General features: G+C 41.8%; 16 protein-coding genes and 9 tRNA genes. 12 read left to right on the top strand and 13 right to left on the bottom strand.

Features of this window, described 5'->3' with window-relative positions:
* Positions 1 to 130: 130 nt before the first annotated feature.
* A tRNA-Glu gene (locus CWC28_RS19355) sits at positions 131 to 206 on the bottom strand.
* Between the two features lie 39 nt (positions 207 to 245).
* Positions 246 to 321 (bottom strand) — tRNA-Ala (locus CWC28_RS19350).
* Between the two features lie 642 nt (positions 322 to 963).
* On the opposite strand from CWC28_RS19350, the gene CWC28_RS19345 reads away from it, so the two are divergent.
* The 10 genes from CWC28_RS19345 (at position 964) to CWC28_RS19300 (ending at position 7,027) form a co-directional block, all read left to right on the top strand.
* Positions 964 to 1,039 (top strand) — tRNA-Val (locus CWC28_RS19345).
* A gap of 36 nt (positions 1,040 to 1,075) precedes the next feature.
* Positions 1,076 to 1,151 (top strand) — tRNA-Val (locus CWC28_RS19340).
* Positions 1,152 to 1,177: 26 nt separating this feature from the next.
* A tRNA-Val gene (locus CWC28_RS19335) sits at positions 1,178 to 1,253 on the top strand.
* A gap of 38 nt (positions 1,254 to 1,291) precedes the next feature.
* Positions 1,292 to 1,367 (top strand) — tRNA-Val (locus CWC28_RS19330).
* A gap of 43 nt (positions 1,368 to 1,410) precedes the next feature.
* Positions 1,411 to 1,486, top strand: a tRNA-Val gene (locus CWC28_RS19325).
* Between the two features lie 42 nt (positions 1,487 to 1,528).
* A tRNA-Val gene (locus CWC28_RS19320) sits at positions 1,529 to 1,604 on the top strand.
* 103 nt (positions 1,605 to 1,707) lie between these two features.
* Positions 1,708 to 1,783 (top strand) — tRNA-Val (locus tag CWC28_RS19315).
* Positions 1,784 to 2,063: 280 nt separating this feature from the next.
* The gene (locus CWC28_RS19310) at positions 2,064 to 3,698 is read left to right on the top strand and encodes a response regulator (RefSeq protein WP_063707013.1); all 1,635 of its coding nucleotides are present in this window, start codon (positions 2,064 to 2,066) and stop codon (positions 3,696 to 3,698) included.
* Between the two features lie 6 nt (positions 3,699 to 3,704).
* On the top strand, positions 3,705 to 5,081 hold the full coding sequence (locus CWC28_RS19305; RefSeq protein ID WP_138625632.1) for an extracellular solute-binding protein: 1,377 nt from the start codon (positions 3,705 to 3,707) through the stop codon (positions 5,079 to 5,081).
* Entirely contained in the window at positions 5,078 to 7,027 is a 1,950-nt protein-coding gene (locus CWC28_RS19300) for an ATP-binding protein (protein ID WP_063707009.1), read from the top strand. The genes CWC28_RS19305 and CWC28_RS19300 overlap by 4 nt, the downstream gene beginning before the upstream one ends.
* A gap of 7 nt (positions 7,028 to 7,034) precedes the next feature.
* On the opposite strand, the gene msrB is transcribed toward CWC28_RS19300, so the two are convergent.
* From msrB to CWC28_RS19245, 11 genes are all read right to left on the bottom strand, one after another.
* Positions 7,035 to 7,478 carry a peptide-methionine (R)-S-oxide reductase MsrB gene (msrB, locus tag CWC28_RS19295; RefSeq protein WP_063707007.1) on the bottom strand — a complete coding sequence of 148 codons (444 nt, stop codon included), beginning with the start codon at positions 7,476 to 7,478 and terminating at the stop codon, positions 7,035 to 7,037.
* 80 nt (positions 7,479 to 7,558) lie between these two features.
* The gene (locus CWC28_RS19290; protein WP_063707005.1) at positions 7,559 to 8,011 is read right to left on the bottom strand and encodes a hypothetical protein; all 453 of its coding nucleotides are present in this window, start codon (positions 8,009 to 8,011) and stop codon (positions 7,559 to 7,561) included.
* Between the two features lie 9 nt (positions 8,012 to 8,020).
* Positions 8,021 to 8,509, bottom strand: coding sequence for a DUF2919 domain-containing protein (locus CWC28_RS19285; RefSeq protein WP_063707002.1), 489 nt, complete (start codon positions 8,507 to 8,509; stop codon positions 8,021 to 8,023).
* Positions 8,506 to 8,850 carry a DUF3392 family protein gene (locus CWC28_RS19280; protein WP_063707000.1) on the bottom strand — a complete coding sequence of 115 codons (345 nt, stop codon included), beginning with the start codon at positions 8,848 to 8,850 and terminating at the stop codon, positions 8,506 to 8,508. The genes CWC28_RS19285 and CWC28_RS19280 overlap by 4 nt, the downstream gene beginning before the upstream one ends.
* On the bottom strand, positions 8,843 to 10,864 hold the full coding sequence (gene ligA, locus CWC28_RS19275; protein ID WP_063706998.1) for an NAD-dependent DNA ligase LigA: 2,022 nt from the start codon (positions 10,862 to 10,864) through the stop codon (positions 8,843 to 8,845). The genes CWC28_RS19280 and ligA overlap by 8 nt, the downstream gene beginning before the upstream one ends.
* Before the next feature lie 82 nt (positions 10,865 to 10,946).
* Positions 10,947 to 11,684 (bottom strand): cell division protein ZipA, encoded by a 738-nt coding sequence (gene zipA, locus CWC28_RS19270; protein ID WP_063706996.1) that lies wholly within the window; start codon positions 11,682 to 11,684, stop codon positions 10,947 to 10,949.
* 33 nt (positions 11,685 to 11,717) lie between these two features.
* Positions 11,718 to 15,119: a chromosome segregation SMC family protein gene (locus tag CWC28_RS19265; RefSeq protein ID WP_138625631.1), complete on the bottom strand. Its 3,402-nt coding sequence runs from the start codon at positions 15,117 to 15,119 to the stop codon at positions 11,718 to 11,720.
* A 60-nt stretch (positions 15,120 to 15,179) separates the two neighbouring features.
* A complete protein-coding gene (locus tag CWC28_RS19260) occupies positions 15,180 to 15,911 on the bottom strand; it encodes an RNA methyltransferase (RefSeq protein WP_063706992.1) in 732 nt (243 codons plus the stop codon).
* 118 nt (positions 15,912 to 16,029) lie between these two features.
* Positions 16,030 to 16,476: a flavodoxin gene (locus tag CWC28_RS19255; RefSeq protein WP_063706990.1), complete on the bottom strand. Its 447-nt coding sequence runs from the start codon at positions 16,474 to 16,476 to the stop codon at positions 16,030 to 16,032.
* Positions 16,463 to 17,236 carry a tRNA pseudouridine(65) synthase TruC gene (gene truC / locus CWC28_RS19250; RefSeq protein WP_063706988.1) on the bottom strand — a complete coding sequence of 258 codons (774 nt, stop codon included), beginning with the start codon at positions 17,234 to 17,236 and terminating at the stop codon, positions 16,463 to 16,465. Before truC ends, CWC28_RS19255 begins: the two co-directional genes overlap by 14 nt.
* 1 nt (position 17,237) lies before the next feature.
* On the bottom strand, positions 17,238 to 17,552 hold the full coding sequence (locus tag CWC28_RS19245) for a YqcC family protein (RefSeq protein ID WP_063706986.1): 315 nt from the start codon (positions 17,550 to 17,552) through the stop codon (positions 17,238 to 17,240).
* Positions 17,553 to 17,658: 106 nt separating this feature from the next.
* Here CWC28_RS19245 and CWC28_RS19240 point away from each other — a divergent pair, with 106 nt between their 5' ends.
* Positions 17,659 to 18,687 carry a DUF3549 family protein gene (locus CWC28_RS19240; protein ID WP_105175166.1) on the top strand — a complete coding sequence of 343 codons (1,029 nt, stop codon included), beginning with the start codon at positions 17,659 to 17,661 and terminating at the stop codon, positions 18,685 to 18,687.
* Positions 18,688 to 18,987 carry a DUF3301 domain-containing protein gene (locus CWC28_RS19235; protein ID WP_105175167.1) on the top strand — a complete coding sequence of 100 codons (300 nt, stop codon included), beginning with the start codon at positions 18,688 to 18,690 and terminating at the stop codon, positions 18,985 to 18,987.
* The last annotated feature ends 18 nt before the right edge of the window (positions 18,988 to 19,005 follow it).

Genomic DNA, 19,005 nt, shown 5'->3' with positions numbered 1-19,005 from the left:
ACAAAATGTGTCACTAGGACATTAAATGATAGTTTTACTCATATCGGAGTTAAGGTTACTAAAATAACATGTAAGTACTCGAGACTAACATATTTATTTTCTTGGCAATTGCTCACTTACTTAAAGTAAATGGCGTCCCCAAGGGGATTCGAACCCCTGTTACCGCCGTGAAAGGGCGGTGTCCTAGGCCTCTAGACGATGGGGACGCAGAAAACTGCAACCCTAGGACAAACACTATGCAAATCTGGTGGAGCTATGCGGGATCGAACCGCAGACCTCTTCGCTGCCAGCGAAGCGCTCTCCCAGCTGAGCTATAGCCCCGACTTGCATACACACCACCAATTAATGTTGGTTGTGTATCGCTGAGTGCGGGGCGCATTCTATGCAGCCCCCCAAATAAAGTCAACAGTTTTTTATCTAAGTTTATTTAAATGATTTAAATTTCAACAAGCTGACTAAATATCAATCCGTTACGGAGGTATTTTATACAAAGCGCTATCAAATTAGCTATTTTGGGCTAATTGCATTGCTGGTTGGTTATCAAAGGCTCTCTGCTTTTGAATTTACTCCCTTAAAAAAGGTATACATTTATATGCAAAATAAAGTTCGTTACCTAAAGCTTTAAATAAAACAACTTCGCCCTACCCTACTTTGTTTTTAATCGTGCTAACTAGAGTGCAATTAACTGATGCAAATTTATTGATATGAAAAACCGTTTTAAAGATTTACTGTATTCATATCATTTTGGAATGATTTGCACAGGCATAGAGCTATAGATCAAGCACTGAATATAAGCTTATGAATATAAATTGCATATTTGTTCGCCAAAAAATGCTTAAATGCCATGTCATTGTTTATAAAAGCTGCATCTAACACATTTTTACTCATTCAAGTGTTGACACAATTACAACTCTATCTATAATAGCGCCCCACAACAACGCAGCAATGAGTTGTTTTAGATATGGGTCGTTAGCTCAGTTGGGAGAGCATCGCCCTTACAAGGCGAGGGTCACTGGTTCAAGTCCAGTACGACCCACCATTATTCCCTAATGGTGTTCATATCTAAATTCTTAATGGGTCGTTAGCTCAGTTGGGAGAGCATCGCCCTTACAAGGCGAGGGTCACTGGTTCAAGTCCAGTACGACCCACCATTAAGAAAATTTGCTGTATGTAATATGGGTCGTTAGCTCAGTTGGGAGAGCATCGCCCTTACAAGGCGAGGGTCACTGGTTCAAGTCCAGTACGACCCACCATTTTTTAAAGTGGTGTTTCATATTACAAAAATCTAAATGGGTCGTTAGCTCAGTTGGGAGAGCATCGCCCTTACAAGGCGAGGGTCACTGGTTCAAGTCCAGTACGACCCACCATTAAATAAACTTTGATGGTATTTTCATTTAGATTATTCTTCGCGGGTCGTTAGCTCAGTTGGGAGAGCATCGCCCTTACAAGGCGAGGGTCACTGGTTCAAGTCCAGTACGACCCACCATTTACTTTTTAAAGAGTATGGTAGCGAAGAAAAAGATTATATGGGTCGTTAGCTCAGTTGGGAGAGCATCGCCCTTACAAGGCGAGGGTCACTGGTTCAAGTCCAGTACGACCCACCATTACTTTTTGAAGCAGAGAGCATCGCAACTCTTTACAACGAAAAGGCTCGGTGGTTAAGTTCATTAAAACCAACCATTTAATCTAAAAACAAAATTTATATGTGGGTCGTTAGCTCAGTTGGGAGAGCATCGCCCTTACAAGGCGAGGGTCACTGGTTCAAGTCCAGTACGACCCACCACATATAAAACCTCCTTATTTTATCTCTAGTTTTCAAAAGCATCGCCACTCTTCACAAAACACAGGCTCGATGATTCAAGTCCAGTACGACCCACCACATATAACAATCACTTCTACTATCTAACTTCTAATATCTAACTTCTAAAATCTATTACTCACTTCCCCCTTTATTGATATAGCCCAAAGCTAAACTTTAAATCGTTGCAAAAGCTGTAATTTGCCTTGTCAGCAGCTAGACTGTTTATTATAGTCATTGTTAACGTCACTTAGTCGCAAGTCCAATGCCTGCAAAGATTTTTTCGAAAGCCAAAATTTTAATAGTTGAAGAGCAGCCACTCGCTCAAAGCTATATGAAACAGTCCTTAGAGGGATTGGGGTTTCGCCAGTTACGCTTTGCAGAGCATGCAATTGCAGCAAAAGAACAATGTCAAATTGAGCAATTTGATCTCATCGTTTGTTCATTTAATCTTAGTAAACATCAAGATGGCTATCAGCTTTATGAAGAGCTGAAAATGAAGCGTCTTATCAAAAACTCTACTGGCTTTATTTTTATTTCGGCTGAAACAAGTGGTTCTTTGGTTCACAGTGTACTCGAGCTACAACCAGATGATTTCTTAGTTAAACCTTTTACAATTAACGAATTAAAAAATCGTATTGAAAAAGTGTTATTACGCAAAAGTAACCTTCATCAAATTTATCAACTTATTGATGATGGGAATGACTCCAAAGCAATTAAACAAATAGATACCTTGTTGCAAAACAAAGGCAATAGCTACAGTGCCATTCTATTAAGATTAAAAGGCGATGCCCTACTTCGCCTCAAACGCTTCGAAGATGCCAAAGCATTTTTTAAATCGGTGCTTGATATTCAAAAATTTACTTGGGCAAAAGTTGGTTTAGTCGAAGCACTGATTGCTAATAATGAACATACCCTAGCACACCGCATGCTTAAGACGATGTTGCAGCGCAGTGAAACTCGACTAGTTGCTCTTGATTTACTGGGTCGATTAGAAATAAAACTCAATAAATTTGATGAGGCACAGGATTTTTTTAGTAAAGCTGTTGAAATTGCCCCGCGTAACATTGACCGCCAGAAAACCTTAAGTCATGTATCACTGCTTAATCACGATTATGAAAAGAATTATTTAACGCAAAAAGACATTGCCAGTTACGCAAAACACTCAATTCACGATAACCCTGATATATATTTAAATGCGGCGCGCGCAGGGATTGATTTTGCTTTAACGACGGATCAAACCGATCAAGTGAATCGCATTTCAAGACAAACAAATCAGTACTTAAGCGATTTAAAAAAGCAGTTTCCGAATAGTAATAATCAAACACAAATTGATGTTCTCAATGCGCGTTTACATTATTTAAAAGATGAACATCAAAAAGCTAAAGCACTTATCAACCAACTTGATGAAAGTGACACTCAAATTCGTTCAGTAGATGGTGCGCTCGATAAAGCGAAAGCGTTTCATGAGCTTGGTTTTCACCACAAAGCGCAGATGCTGTTTAACCAAATTATTACTCACTGTGAACGCCACCCATCGGTAAGCGATCCGGTGTATTTACGTTATATTCAACAACAACAAACTGAGCGACGTGATATTAAGCTCGGTCCGAAAGAGCTCAATAACCACGCAGTTACACAGTTTAATAAGGGCCAACTTAATACGGCGCTTGAGGCATTTACCCAAGCATTTAGGATCATGCCTAAAAATGCCAGTATCGCTTTAAACCTACTGCAATGTTTATTCGATACAAATAACCAAGGCCAATCTTTTAATTTAGCACTCGCGAAAAAGTGTTTTGCTTTGTTAGATACTCAAACATTAGAAGATGAACAAGCAATCCGCTTTGAAAAAATTAAAGCTCTGGCGGCAAAATTAAAAATTAAGCTTGCTGAGTAATTTCGTATGGCATCTCAATTGTTTAAATTTAAAAAGCCCTTCTTATACGTTGCGCTTGTCGTCTTTTGCCAATGCAGCTTTGCCTCGGCAACTTTACAACATTGGCAACAAGCCAGTATCAATTGGCAGAGTGAGGCCGGTAGCCATATCAATATTTTGGCCGATGAACAGCCCGCTTTTATGGCGCTAAAGCCCTACATTCCTTTATTTGAGCAACTAACTGGGATTTCGGTTGGCTTTCATGCCTTAGAACAATCACAAATGCGTATTCGTCGTCATCAAGATTTGAGCGAAGCCACAGGTCTTTACGATGTACTGCCGATGGGGATCACCTTTTTAGGTGAAGCTCAAAGCCAAGGCTGGATTGAGCCTTTACAGCCCTACATTGATAACCCAAAACTGACAGATAAAGCTTGGTATCAATTAGAAGACATCAGTGAACGTAGCCTAGCGCTTTGTAAAATTGATAACACGCTATACTCGTTACCATTTGATTTTTCTGCGCCGATTTATTTTTATCGTAAAGATCTTTTCGAACGCTTTAATTTAGATGTTCCCGATACTTACGAGCAACTACAAGCAGTTAAGATTAAGCTTCAAAAGGCTATTGACCGCACTCCTTCTTTGAACGGGATGCACGCATTTGCCTCACGAACACTGCCCGGTGCAGGATTAAACACTTGGACAGTATTACCTGTTATGCGTGCTTATGGCGCTGAAGTTATCGACGCGCAGGGGCAGTCTGTTTTTGATAGCCCTCAAACAGCACAAAGCCTGCAAGTGTATCGCGACCTTGTAACAGGGTTCGGCAATCCAGATAACAGCCGTTTACTACACTTTTATGAAATTCGACGCTTGTTTAAAGAAGGTCAACTTGCCTCAGCCTTTTTGGCCTCGCATTTTTATAATGAAATCGATACCGCAGAAGAGTCTGATATTTGGAATAAGTGGGAAGCAGCCCCCTTGCCGGCAGGCCCAATCGCCCGAGAAACATCTCCTTGGGCATGGGCGTTTGCGATCAATAGTAAATCAAATAAAAAACGTGCGGCATGGTTATTTATTCAGTGGGCGACTAGTGAACAAACTGCTGCACTTCTGAGTACCGGTGGCTCACCGCCAAGACAAAAAGTGTGGCATGACAAACTATTTACTCTCGTAAACAAACCTGGCTTTAATCAAACCATGTTATGGGTATTTGAGCATGCAACACCGGATCGCCTGCAGGCCGGTATGGTTGAGTTTCCGGTTATCGGCGAAATTATCTCGCAAACTTTTAGCCAAATTTTCTATGGTGCAGATATAAAACAATCAATTAAAAGCACCGACGCAAAAATCAACGCCAATATGCAAGCACTAAAAATACGGAGCAATATTCAGCAATGAGAATTAGTATTGCCCACAAAATTTTAATGATCATCGGCTTTACCATTACCCTTATTTTAGGGGCAAGCACCTCATTGCATGTGATGGAACTTAAAGAGCAAACGCTTTTGAACATGAGTGAAAAGGCCGATGCGATTGTCTCGCCCATGCTGTCAGAAATAAACAGCCTCACAAAAGACAATACCGTAGGAAGTTGGGTGCTTAAAATTCAGGGGATCACTTTAAAGAACATTTTAAAAAATAATACCTTCGATGATTTACAAACAATTTACTTTATCGACCAAAATAATTTTATAGCCGCCCATCCTGATAACAGTAAAGTAGATACCCTAGAAACTAACCAAGTACTGTTAAAGCAGCTCAATCCGAAACAAAATGCTATTGTAGCCATGGAGCAGCAATATGCTGTTGCTGTGCCAATTAGCAATTTTCAGGGTGAAAATATCGGTTACGTTATCGTAAGCTTTTCAGATAAAGACTTAGCGTTAAAAACCAAATCAATTATTAGTAATGCGGTTTCGCTGTTTGCCATTTACCTATTAACTGCACTTATCATCGCTTATATCATTATTCGCCGTATTATTTTACAACCCATTGATCAGCTCGTGGAGTTTTCTCATGCCGTGACTACCGGTGATTTAAACTGCCCTATTAATATAAAAAGCCAAGATGAAATAGGTACCCTCGCCAGTGGCTTTAAAATGATGCGTGCTGCGGTTAGACAACAGCTCAACAGCATGCATGAACAACATAGTTTACTTGAAGACACCGTTGCAAAGCGCACTCAAGAGTACCTTGATGCTAAAGAGCAAGCTGAACAATCAAATCAGGCTAAAAGTCGCTTTTTAGCGAATATGTCTCACGAATTAAGAACCCCACTCAATGCAGTGTTAGGCTTTAGCCAATTACTACAAGATAGCGAAACAGATAAAAATAAGCGTCGTTACTTAGAAGCAATATCAATCTCTGGTAATTCACTCCTTAATGTATTGAATGACATTCTCGATTTATCAAAAATCGATGCTGGTAAAATGCAACTTGATATTGAGCGTGTAGAAATCCCTAAAATGTGCCATGAGCTTAATATGATGTTTTTACAACTCAGTGCGCAAAAGGATCTCGACTTACAAATAACCTCTCACCCAGAGTTAACAACCCCTGTGTTACTTGATAGCAATAAAGTGCGCCAAGTACTGACCAACTTAATCAGTAACGCCATTAAGTTCACTGCACAAGGCAGTGTTAAGGTGTATTTCGATTTTAAAGCCCACGATGACAACAGCAATATTGATATTAATATTCATGTCACAGACACAGGTAAAGGTATTCCCAAAGATCAACAAGACCTTATTTTTAATGACTTTGAACAAGTACAAGGTCAACGTAGTTCGGAGTTTGGAGGAACGGGATTAGGTCTTGCGATTTCATTGCGTTTTATCAAGTTGATGGGTGGTGAGTTATCGGTGATAAGCGATAAAGATAAAGGCAGTGAGTTTATTGTGTCGTTACCGAACGTTGAATTAGCCGAGTCTAAAAACGAAGTGAAACATCGTAACTACCCTGCTATTTCAAGCTACCATTTTAATCCTGCTCGCATTTTGATTGTTGATGATATTCCTTACAACCGAGACTATTTAGAGTCCTTCTTATCACGCTGGAGCTTTACCATCGACACCGCTATCAATGGTGAAGATGCCCTTAAAAAAATTGAGCAGCACCAGCCTGATTTAATCATTATGGATTTAAAAATGCCGGTGATGGGCGGGTTAGAGGCTAGTCAGTTAATTCGCAGTGATGATCGCTTCAAGCATATTCCAATCATTGCGGTTACAGCGTCGGTATTAAAAGATGATAAGGCGCAATCCAGTATTTTGACAGACTATATAATTAGTAAGCCAATCCACCGTGAGCACCTTATTTTCATTATTGCTCAGTATTTAGATTAGCCACGCATTAGTCGCGTTTTTTCATCGCTATGGCATTCATGCAGTAGCGTAAACCACTTGGCGGTGGGCCGTCTGGGAATACATGCCCTAAATGCGCATCGCAAACATTACAGACAGCTTCAATACGCTGCATGCCATGGCTAGAGTCCGCGATATAGGCAATGCTTTCAACACTGCTAGGCTGAGTAAATGACGGCCAACCAGTGCCACTATCGAACTTTTCATCGCCATCAAAAAGTAAGTTGTCACAACATACACACACATATTGACCAGGTTCAAATATCGTACATGAATCAGAGCTGTGCGGACGTTCAGTGCCTTTTAAGCGGGTAACATAGAATGTATCTTGTTCGAGCTCAGCTTGCCATTCAGATGGCGATTTTTCGACTCGACGTGGAGGTGTTGGGTTACCGTTATGGGCAAACTCTAAAATATCTTGCCAAGTTAACATAGTGCTCCCTCAGGGTTGAATACAACTGTTGCACAGTACATCACAAGCCCTACCAAGGGCAAGCAGCATGCGTTTAGTGATTACTGTGTTTGCAGCCGGATATCTATTTGTGCACGTTCACGCTCAGAAAGTAACTGTGCTAAATGGCTATTAATTTGGCTGCTATTAACACTTAATAAGGCAGTTATCTGCTGTTCATTGACATCCGTTACATGAATGATCCCTTCGCCGATTTCAATCTGCTTAATTTGGCCAATTAAAACAAACTCAGCTTTGCGTTTAAAATCGAATAAGCCTGCCAGACTTATCAGTGCTAGCTGATTCACATCGCGCTTTAGTAAATCGGCAATGGGATTACGCGCGACAAATAACGGCGTGACTCGATAGAGGCTTGATAGCGTAATAAAGCCCCATAACATCACAAACAACGAGAATGCAGCACTGTGCCAAAGTGGCGTAAATACCCATAAAGCAATTAATACCAGCGCGATAGTGAGTGAAATTTTTGCTAAAAGCTTATTAATTGCCAACATAGTGTTGTCCTATTTCTTTTCAATTGGATCAGGCCAATCATTAAAAAAGACCGACAAATATCTGCTTTTTAATAGATATAACAGTACCCATAATACCAGTACCATTTGGCAGGCTAAGAACAACGAAAATTGATAATGACTGTGTGCAGCCTGATAGGTTAACCAACTTAAATCCGTGATGGCACACATTATTAATGGCCAGCGCATAAATCGCCAAATAGACGACAGACGTTTTGCACTTTCGGCGTTTTCTTGAGGTCGGCGTAAACAAAAGATCACCGCCGGTAATAAGGCAATAGCAGCAATGGCAATGGCTATAAAGAAATCGCTTTTCGATTTAAAAAACAGCGACATGATATCTAAATCAGGGCGACGGCTCAGCGCCGCCATCAGCCAAATAAAGTAACTGCGTAACAGCACTAATAACGTTAAATGAAACGCCACAGGGGTTCGATAAGCACCGTGTTTATCCCAGTATTCAGGCCCGTAGCGATTCATATTTGGTTCTTCTTATCGGCAATGATACCAAGTACAAAAAACGCAGCTGTAAGTGTAAGCGCCAGCCATTTAACACCGAGTAGCATTAGCAGCTTACTTAAAAATGGGGTTACAAACACCACAAGTAGGCCCATGCCAAACCCAGTGATCAGCACAAAGCAAAGCACGCGTATAATAAAGTGACGACGCGCGACAAAGCGCTTGGTCACTTTAATAATGTCGTTTGCGTACAAGGATATAAAACACACCACCAGCAATAATGAAATATTGTAAAGGTGTGGTTGCAGCCAGCTGCCGATTGTTAAAGCAACTGACGACAATGCCTGCAATAGACTATCCATTGTGCTCACTTAAAAGCGCAATAAGGTCAGCCTCAGTTAACACATCAATACCTAAGTCTTGTGCTTTGGTTAATTTTGAGCCTGCTTTTTCACCTGCAATCAGTGCATCCGTTTTCGCCGATACACTACCCGATACTTTTGCACCTAACGCCTGTAAACGTGCTTTTGCATCATTACGGTTAAGCTCGCTCAATGTGCCAGTCAGAACGTAGGTTAAGCCCGCTAATGGCTGCGCATCGGCACTCGGCGCGGTTAATTCTGGCCAGTGAATACCTTGCTCAACCAATGCATTTACAACCGCCATATTGTGCTCTTCGCTAAAGAAGCCACGTACATGCTTGGCAACGATTTCACCCACGTCACTTACTTCAGTTAACGCATCAACGCTTGCTTGAGTAATTTTTTCTAGCGTTAAAAAGTGGTTTGCTAAGTTTTGCGCTGTTGCTTCACCCACTTCGCGAATACCTAACGAGTATAGGAATTTAGCTAAGGTTGTTTGCTTTGCATCTTGCAGTGCATTAACTAAGTTCTTAGCAGACTTAGGACCCATTCGCTCTAGTGATTCAAAATGGCCTTGTTTAAGGATAAATAAATCAGCAGGCGTTTTGATCAGTTCACGGTCAACGAGTTGATCAACAATTTTGTCGCCTAAACCATCAACATCAAGGGCTTTACGTGACGCAAAATGTTTAATAGCTTGCTTACGCTGCGCTTGGCACACTAAGCCCCCCGTACAACGGGCAACCGCTTCACCTTCAATGCGCTCCACATGTGAGTCACAAATTGGGCAAGTCGCTGGAAATTCAATGTCTTTGGCATCGTCAGGACGACGTTCAAGGACAACTTGGGTAATTTGCGGAATAACATCACCCGCTCGGCGAATAATCACGGTATCGCCAATTTTAACGCCTAAACGGGCAATTTCATCGCCATTGTGAAGCGTTGCGTTAGATACCGTCACGCCACCCACAAATACCGGCTCTAATCGTGCTACAGGGGTAATAGCGCCAGTGCGGCCTACCTGAAACTCAACATCAAGTAATTGGGTGATTTCTTCTTGCGCAGGGAATTTAAAAGCAATTGCCCAGCGTGGTGCGCGTGCCACAAAACCTAAACGCTCTTGGCGTTTTTTGTCGTTAACTTTAATAACCACACCGTCAATTTCGTAGGCAAGGCTACTTCGACGCGTCAAGATATCTTGGTAGTAATCAAGTGCAGCTTGCTGGCCTTCAACCAGTTTTGTTTCTGGGCAAAGTGGTAAACCCCAATCGGTAAGTTTAGCAAGCTGTTGATAGTGATCTTCTGGTAACTGCCCATCTGCAACAAGCCCAGTGCTGTAAGCATAAAACATCAGTGGACGTTTTGCTGTTACTTTAGAGTCAAGCTGACGTAAGCTACCGGCCGCAGCATTACGTGGGTTAACAAAGACTTTGTCGCCACGTTTTTCGGCTTCACTGTTTAGTTTGGCAAAACCAGTGCTGTCCATAAATACTTCACCGCGCACTTCAAGCTCTGCTGGGAAGTCATCGCCACGTAACTTAAGCGGCACATTACGAATTGTTTTCACGTTTTGAGTGATGTTTTCACCCACCATACCATCGCCACGGGTAGCCGCTTGAACCAAAACACCATCACGATAAATAATCGATACCGCTAAACCATCAAGCTTTGGCTCACAACAAAAAGTCAGCTCATTGTTGTCCATTAAACGCTCTTTGATACGGCGGTTAAATGCGGCAAACTCTTCTTCTGAAAAGGCATTATCAAGTGACAGCATTGGCACTTGGTGAGTGACTTGCTCAAACTTATCAAGTGCTGCGCCACCGACTTTTTGAGTCGGAGAGTCAGGGCTTTGAAACTCTGGATTAGCTTGCTCAAGGGCGCTTAATTCGCGCATTAAACGGTCATATTCAGCATCAGGAATGCTAGGTGCATCCAGCACATAATAATTATGGTTATGCTCTTCTAACTGGGCACGAAGTTGGCTAATTTGCTCAAAGATAGGGCCGGACATGAAAACCTCAAAAATCTACATAAAAAAGCCACTTCGACGACTTAACGCCAAGTGGCCTAATACTTATACTCTGTGTGTGCGACTAAGCTGAAAAGCTGCGTACTTTCTCAACATACTCACGAACGCTTTCAACCGTCATTTCTTCACGGTTGCTATCTAAAATAGTTGCACCAAATTCATCGGCTAGCTTTTTAGCTGCACTGTGCAACATATTGAATGCACTTAGACCATCGCCATCACATGGTAAGGTCATAAATAAACTAACACCGGCCGTGCTGAACTGTTCCATATTATCAATATCGAACGTGCCTGGGTTATACATATTCACTAAACGGAATAACACCGGACCTGTGCCTGCTGGGTCTAAGTGACGGTTAAAGAAACCTTCTTCAGAATACTTAAAGCCTAACATATTAACGGCTGGCAATAATTGGCTGCCATCCATTGTTAAACCCTCTGGCATTTGTAAATGCACAATAATAAAATCGGTTGGAACTTGTGCATCTGCAGCTGGTTCTTCTTCAGCGTCTTGTTGCTGAGTTTCTGCTTCAGGCTCTTCAACAACCTCTTCTGACACAGCTGGTTCGTCGTGACTTTCTGCTGAGAAGCTTAAATCACCAAACTCTGGCTCATCACGCTCTTGCGATTTTGCAGTCGCAGGCTCTTGAACCTCGCTGGTCGTTTCATTTGGTTCAACCCGCTCAACTGAAGGCGTATCTGGGCTGTCCTTTTTACGCACCGACCATAAGCCGTGAATTAATAAACCACCAATGACAAATACACTGATTACGATTAAAGCCCATCTTAATTCTTCGGCCATCCCCTCACCTTTATTATTTGATATGCCTAAATTTTATGCATGTGCCATTTGCACAGCTTGTTCTATGTCTACAGCGACCATACGTGATACACCTGGTTCCGCCATAGTTACACCGGTCAATCTGCCTGCCATTTCCATAGCAATCTTGTTATGACTGATATAAATAAATTGTACTGATTGTGACATCTCTTCTACCAAACGGCAAAAACGACCCACGTTCGCATCATCCAATGGCGCATCCACTTCATCTAGCATACAGAATGGAGCTGGATTGAGCCTGAATATTGAAAACACCAATGATAATGCGGTCAGCGCTTTTTCTCCACCACTAAGCAGGTGAATTGTCGAATTTTTCTTGCCCGGTGGTCTAGCCATGATGCTCACGCCACTTTCAAGTAGGTCATCACTGGTCAATTCAAGGTAAGCACTACCGCCACCAAACACTTTTGGGAATAACTCCCCAAAATCAGTATTTACTTGTTCAAAGGTCGCCTTAAAACGGTTTTTTGTTTCTCGGTCGATTTTTTGAATTGCCCCTTCAAGGGTATTTAATGCTTGTGTTAAGTCATCAAGCTGCTGATTTAAATAATCGCTGCGCTGTTTAGCCTGCTCAAACTCATCTATTGCCGCTAAGTTCACCGCGCCAAGTTCATTTAAAGCTTGCGTGGTTTTTGTCAGCCAAGTTTGCATGCTATTTAAATTGGCATTGTCAGGCAGTTCTTCAAGTACTGTTTTTAAATTTTGTTCCAGTTCTTCAAGTGGCTCTAACGCAGCTTGTGCTTTAACGATTAAACTTTGCTCATCCAGTGCCAATGCTTGCAACTGCTCTTGTAGCGTAACCAACTCAGATTGCGACGATTTCAGCGCTGTTTGCTTATCAGCAAGCTCCTTTTTAGCTTGACTCAAGGCCGCTTGCAAGTTTTTCAGCTCAACGTCACTTTGTTGATGCTTTTCAAGCAATAGCATTATCTGCTCTGCTACTTCTTCAAGCGGGATCACTAGCTCTTCTAATTGCTCGTTGAGCTCTAATACAGCTTCACTGGCAGCACTTTGGGCTGCATTAGCATGCTGTAGTTTAGTTTCGCTAAGTTGACACTCACTGCGAGCTTTTTGTTCAGCCAAATTAGCTTGATGTGCTTGCGTTTTATATTGCTCAAGCTGAGAAGCCACTTGGCGATAGTTGTTATTTGCCTCAGTTTGTTGATGTTTCGCCTGCTCTAACTCAGTTTCAAGTTCTAACTGCTGCTCTAATAATTGCTCAAGTAAAGTCTGCTGCGTTTGTTGCTGTTCGACAGCACTTTGCTTTTGTTCAGCCAGTAACGTTTGACGCTGTTGTAATTTAACACGCTGATTTTGCCACTGCGTTTGCTGCTCTAATAGCATATCGCGTCGAGTACTGGCCGATGCAATCTGCTGAGCCGCTTGGTGAATTCGTTCTCTGTATTGCTCTTTGTCAGCGATGAGCGTTTTCTTGTGAGCTAGATGCTCATTTAGCAAATGCTGCTTGGTTTCTAATTGCTCGTTGAGCTCTTCATCTAACTGCTGTGCATCGCTAAGCTGAGCATGCTTTAAAAGCAAAGAATTGTCGGTGTCTTTATTAGCATCGGTATGAAAGTTACGACCATGTATACAGCCTTCTTCATCAATCACTGCCAGCCAATATGGATCCGCTAAAATAGCGTCATCAAAACTAGGTTGAAAAGCAAAGCGTGCTAATAAATCAGGGTAAGCACCCGATTCGATGTAATTTGCTAATGACTCTTTTGGTAACTTAGCATTATTAGTTACAGACCAAACACTGTTAGGCTCTTTATGTTGACTGACCTTTAGATGCTCAAGGCCAAGCAGGGCTTGCTCAACTAACGGCTCAAAGCCAGCAGCCACTTTTAACTGCGCTAATAAAGAGACACTCCTGTTGTCGGTTTGCTCTGATAGCAAAGAATTAAGCGCTGCTATGCTGGCTTTGTTTTCATTACTGTGTTGTTGAACCCGTTTAAAGTCTTGCTCTAAGTGCAGCTGCTCTTTATCCGCTTGTTCTAGACTCTGAGTGAGCTTATTTAGCGCACTTTGTTGCTGCGCAAGCTCTTTTGTCAATGTTTGAATATGCTGTTGTTGCTCAGCAATTTGCGCTGCAACTGGGGTCGCTTCGAGCTCACTAATTTCAGCGGCAAGTTGTGTCTGCTGAGACTCAAGTTGTGCAACAGTCTGGGCAAAGTGAGCCTGTTGACTCTTTGCAACATTAATATCACTACTATGAGCTTGATTTTTCTGTAAGGTGCTTTGATATTGCTCATTGACACTTTGCGTTTGTTGCTGCTGCAGAGCGACTTGCTCTTCAACCTCTGCAACTTGCTCAGCGCACAGCAAACTTTGCTCAATCGCGTCTTGTAGCAGCTCTTGTAAAATAGCGGCTGAAGCATGTTGCTCTTCTTGCAGTTCTTTATTTTGTAACTGCAATTGTTGCTGTTTGATAAGGTTTTGGCTAAGTGTTTGCTGTTGCTGCTTTAAACTGATCTGTTGCTGTTCTTTGCGGGTTAACTCTGTATGAGTTTGATGCTGAGCTTGCTGGGCATCTTGCAGTTTCTGCTGCTCAAGTTGCACCTGATTTTCAAGACTTGCTAAAACATCATCGTGGCCAGAATGCGCTTCTCTAAAGAACTGAATTTGCTCTTTAAGTTTCTTGATTTGCTCAGCTTTATCAATTTGTTGTTGGTGTAACTTCTGCCACTTTAAAACCGCAATTTGCCCTTTTAAGGTACGTTCTGTGGCTTTTAGCTCTCGGTATTTTTTTGCATCGACTGATTGCACTGCAAGCTTATCGAGCTGTGTTTGCAACTCTTGCCTTACATCAAGCAATCGTTCAAGGTTTTCGCGGGTACTTTTAATGCGGGTTTGCGTTTCTCGACGACGCTCTTTGTATTTTGAAACTCCCGCGGCTTCTTCTAAAAACACACGCAAGTCAGCCGGTTTGCTCTCTATTAAACGCGAGATCATGCCCTGCTCAATAATCGCATAACTGCGCGGGCCAAGACCTGTGCCTAAAAAGATATCGGTAATATCACGCTTACGGCATTTACTGCCATTTAGAAAATAAATTGACTGACCATCTCGAGTCACTAAGCGCTTGATCGCCACTTGGTTCCGATCAGCAAAGGTATTCGGTAAATGGCCACTGGTGTTATCAAACACCAACTCAACAGAGGCTTGTGAAATAGGTTTTCGATTAGTTGAGCCGTTAAAAATAACATCGGTCATGGCATCGCCACGTAAGTTTTTCGCTGAGCTTTCACCTAGCACCCAACGCACTGCATCAATGACATTTGATTTGCCACAGCCGTTCGGGCCGACAACACATGTCATCTGATCAGGAAATGGGATCTTAGTGGGTTCAACAAACGATTTGAAACCCGCTAATTTTATGGTGCTTAAGCGCATCTAATTGTTTTACCGATTTTTATTGTTATTCTTCAATTTAACCCATTTTAGGGTAAAAGGTTAAGCGTGACGCTTAAAATTATCTAAAATAATACCCGTTGCCATTGCTACATTAAGCGATTCTGCTTGGCCATAAGCCGGAATAGTGATTTTATCAGTAACTAAGCTTTCGCAATCAGCACGAATACCATGGGATTCACTGCCCATGAGTAATACGGCATCTTGCTTAAGAGCAGTTTTGTGAATGTTCTCACCTTCTAAAAATGCGCCATACACAGGAAGGTTTAAACTAGGTAAGTAACTGGTTAAGTCGGTTTGTGTGACACTCACACGAGCAAATGAGCCCATAGTTGCGCTGATGGTTTTCGGGTTATAAGCATCGGCACTGTCTGTGCTGGTAACAATATGCTTAATACCATACCAGTCAGCAACACGAATAATCGTGCCCAAATTACCCGGATCCGACACACCGTCAAGGGCTAAAATAAGTCCTGATGTTGGTAATGCTTGTTGGCTTGGCATATCAACAACAGCAATGGCTGCGTTGTTACTAACAAGCGTACTGGCTTTAGTTAGGCTGTCTTCGTCTGCTTCAATGACTTGATGGGCTGCAAGCGCTGTTTGATGCGCAGAAATAAATGCAGGAGTCGCAAATATATGAGCAATACTTAACCCACTGTTTAGTAATTCAAGTACATTTTTTTCGCCTTGAACAAGGTACTGGTTATATTGCTTACGGTATTTCTTTTGACCTAATGCACGAATTAGTTTCAGTTGGTTTTTTGAAATCATAACAGCCTCATAAAATGATGGTTTAGTATATCAGATTCTGTACTCGAAAAACCAAGGGGAAAGTGCCAATTGCTTATTCAATCAGCACTTTTAAGAGACACTAGCTAATTAATAGACATTAACTAATTTTCGTCAGCCATTCGTTTAACCATGGCTCAGTAACAGGCCAAGGCTCAAAATCTTCACAGGCATCAATTTCTAAACGATGACCGACAGGTTTTGCCTGTAAATCGCGAAACAGCTCATCAAAACTGCGACCTGCTCCACAAAACGTATCGCCATAGCTGCGGTCGCCCATAGCAATAATGCCGTATTGCTTGCCTGTTAACAGTGGGAATTGATCGTTTAATTGGCTGTATAAAGTGATTAAGTTATCAGGAATATCACCCTGACCCGTCGTTGATGTGATCACTAAAATATGTGACGCAGCCAGCATGTCATCAACCGTGCCATTTTCAACTAATTGCGCTTGATGCTCTGACTTTTCAATAACTTCAATAACTTGCTCGCTTAAACGCTCAGCACCGCCATAGACACTGCCGACAAAAATACTAATAGTTGCCATAATAATCCTTTTCTTCTGTTGGCCAGCCAAGTTGCTGGCAAATCGTTAACATTGCATCGCCTAATGGCGCTCTAATTGTTATTGGTTGTTTGCTATAAGGGTGCACAAACTTTAATTCAGAGGCAAATAACATTAAACGACGAAGCTGGAAATGCTCTCTAAAAAATTGATTATGCTGATTATCACCATGATTTACGTCACCAATAATTGGTAATGATAAATGTTTTAAATGACGACGAATTTGATGTTTGCGGCCAGTTTTAGGAAAACACTCCACCAGCGAGTAACGAACTGTTGGATACTTACCAATTGGAATAGGTAAGCTTGCTTGGTGCAGGCAATGAAATTGCGTTTGTGCTTCTTGCGGTGCTTTATCTTGATCAGCAAACTTATCGGCAATTTTATCAAGCTCTTCTTTTAAAGGTTTATCTAAGAAGATTGATTCATTTAAAAAGCCTCTTACTAAAGCTAAGTAACGTTTTTCAATTTGCCCATCAATAAACAACTGGTTCATGTCACGGGCTGCTTCTGAACTTAACGCAAACAGTAATACGCCTGAGGTTGGTCTATCTAAACGATGTACAGGAAACACGTGTTGACCAATTTGGTCACGCAGCATCTGCATCGCAAATTGGGTTTCGTGTTTATCTAAAAACGAACGGTGAACCAATAAACCAGATGGTTTATCAATCGCAACGTAATTTTCATCGCGGTACAGAATCGTTAACTCGTCAAATTGTGGCTTAACAATCTCTTGCATGTTAGTTATCACTTAAAAGTTGATCGAGTTTTTGTAAAACGGTAATCACATCATTTCCGCCACTATGTTGTGCCAGCATCATTTCAGCCATAGGCGCAATTGCAAAATTACGGGGTAAAGGCTGAGCATGTGCTATGAGGGCGTGCATTTTTTCAAGAAAAACAAATTGCAGCCATTGCTCAAAAGCCATAGTGTCGTGGCAAAACGGTACACTAGAATTGAGCGCACTTGGGTCAATAGCTGTTGTTTGCCATAGTGAATGGCGTTGTAATGTGGATTCTAATTCGCGCAGCAGCGCCAAAGTCTGTTGATGCATTGTAAAACTCTTAATACCTTTGTGCTTAGTATACCCTGTTCCAAGGCGCCATGGTATGGCGTATAATTCGCGGCTGATATAGATTAATTACGGTAATTGAGATTTTATGACTGAGCAGATCGCCACTTTAGGGCAACTTCTGGATGCAGCCGGTACCACTTGGCGTGCCTTCGATATTGGCAGACACATCACGAAATTAGACAAAAAACAATTTCTTGCCATTGAAGAAACAAAAATCCCTTACCCTTACCCGCTTGCTGGTCATGCTTGGCTTGCTATTCAATTTTGGGATGTAAAAGCGTCTAAAGAACCTTATGTATGGTTTTTAAAATTTCCATTAGATGAGCAAAGCCGCCTAGTAAGCGCAAGCCGCGATCACTTTGCAAATATGGTAATTGAAGCACTTGGTACAGAAATTACCGGTGAAAATGCCGAGGGCAAACTTGATAACAACCCCTATGTATTTACGCCAAACGCCAACAAGCTAGCGGCATTTAATGCACAGGTTAAATGTTTACTTAAACAAAGCGCTTCACAGTACTACGAATATGCTCAGCTGTATTTCTCAGGCAAACTGGGGTTTGATAATTGGCAAAGTGTTGCAGTACAGGGTATTGCTGATTTTGCGATGCGCTTAGATAACGACAACAATTTAGCAAACCTACAAGCCGCTTGGGGACACTTACCTGTCGAAGTATTACAGCCGCTGAGTGCGATGCTTGAACATGTTGCAATCGAACCGGTGTTTGCAGAGCAATTGTTAGCCTATGGTTTAAAGGCGATAGAGCAAAAAGACGGCATTGCTCTTGTTGCAGCTCTTAGAAGTTTATCAAAAACAACGGCGCAAGGTTTAACTGCACAACTGGTAGATGCTGTATTACGCTCTGAGATGAACACCCAGTCAGATGTCCTATTAACAATTGCAGGGCGTTGTTTTAGCACGCTTGAAGACCCAGAACGCTTACATGTGTTTATGGATTGTTGTGCACACCACACTGAAATTGAACAACTGTTTGTGAGTATTTTCACCGATTTAGTTGCAATTCCTAGTATTCGCCCTCACCTACTAGGTTTATTAAGAAAAGAAAATCGTAGCGAAACACTCGCTCGAGCAATTGGAAGGTTATTCTCGTAAATGGCAGGCTTGTGGACACTTATCATCATTGGCAGCATCATCTACTTTTTTTGGTTAAACAGAAAAGTAGCCGAAGCAGCTAACCTTCATGCACAAAGACAAATTGAGCAATTAAATGTGCAATTGGTGAGTGTCGCTTGCAATAAACGCAGGGTTGGCATTTTAAAAAGTGGTAAGCCAGGAATTAAAAGCGAGTTTATTTTTGAGTTTTCAAGTGATGGGCAAAGCGTGTATCAAGGCGTTTTGATCATGGAAAATGAATTACTTAAAAGCGTAGTAATACCGCCGCATAAGATTTAAGTTGCGAGTTGCGAGTTG

This window comes from Pseudoalteromonas sp. S4492 (assembly GCF_005886115.1).
GTDB classification, from domain to species: Bacteria; Pseudomonadota; Gammaproteobacteria; order Enterobacterales; family Alteromonadaceae; genus Pseudoalteromonas; species Pseudoalteromonas gelatinilytica.
This window is presented reverse-complemented; position numbering and strand designations above follow the sequence as displayed.

Bases quoted from the DNA above. Each gene is read 5' to 3' on its own strand.
- CWC28_RS19310 (WP_063707013.1), top strand. From the start codon at position 2,064: ATGCCTGCAAAGATTTTTTCGAAAGCCAAAATTTTAATAGTTGAAGAG.
- CWC28_RS19305 (WP_138625632.1), top strand. From the start codon at position 3,705: ATGGCATCTCAATTGTTTAAATTTAAAAAGCCCTTCTTATACGTTGCG.
- CWC28_RS19300 (WP_063707009.1), top strand. From the start codon at position 5,078: ATGAGAATTAGTATTGCCCACAAAATTTTAATGATCATCGGCTTTACC.
- msrB (WP_063707007.1), bottom strand. From the start codon at position 7,478: ATGTTAACTTGGCAAGATATTTTAGAGTTTGCCCATAACGGTAACCCA.
- CWC28_RS19290 (WP_063707005.1), bottom strand. From the start codon at position 8,011: ATGTTGGCAATTAATAAGCTTTTAGCAAAAATTTCACTCACTATCGCG.
- CWC28_RS19285 (WP_063707002.1), bottom strand. From the start codon at position 8,509: ATGAATCGCTACGGGCCTGAATACTGGGATAAACACGGTGCTTATCGA.
- CWC28_RS19280 (WP_063707000.1), bottom strand. From the start codon at position 8,850: ATGGATAGTCTATTGCAGGCATTGTCGTCAGTTGCTTTAACAATCGGC.
- ligA (WP_063706998.1), bottom strand. From the start codon at position 10,864: ATGTCCGGCCCTATCTTTGAGCAAATTAGCCAACTTCGTGCCCAGTTA.
- zipA (WP_063706996.1), bottom strand. From the start codon at position 11,684: ATGGCCGAAGAATTAAGATGGGCTTTAATCGTAATCAGTGTATTTGTC.
- CWC28_RS19265 (WP_138625631.1), bottom strand. From the start codon at position 15,119: ATGCGCTTAAGCACCATAAAATTAGCGGGTTTCAAATCGTTTGTTGAA.
- CWC28_RS19260 (WP_063706992.1), bottom strand. From the start codon at position 15,911: ATGATTTCAAAAAACCAACTGAAACTAATTCGTGCATTAGGTCAAAAG.
- CWC28_RS19255 (WP_063706990.1), bottom strand. From the start codon at position 16,476: ATGGCAACTATTAGTATTTTTGTCGGCAGTGTCTATGGCGGTGCTGAG.
- truC (WP_063706988.1), bottom strand. From the start codon at position 17,236: ATGCAAGAGATTGTTAAGCCACAATTTGACGAGTTAACGATTCTGTAC.
- CWC28_RS19245 (WP_063706986.1), bottom strand. From the start codon at position 17,552: ATGCATCAACAGACTTTGGCGCTGCTGCGCGAATTAGAATCCACATTA.
- CWC28_RS19240 (WP_105175166.1), top strand. From the start codon at position 17,659: ATGACTGAGCAGATCGCCACTTTAGGGCAACTTCTGGATGCAGCCGGT.
- CWC28_RS19235 (WP_105175167.1), top strand. From the start codon at position 18,688: ATGGCAGGCTTGTGGACACTTATCATCATTGGCAGCATCATCTACTTT.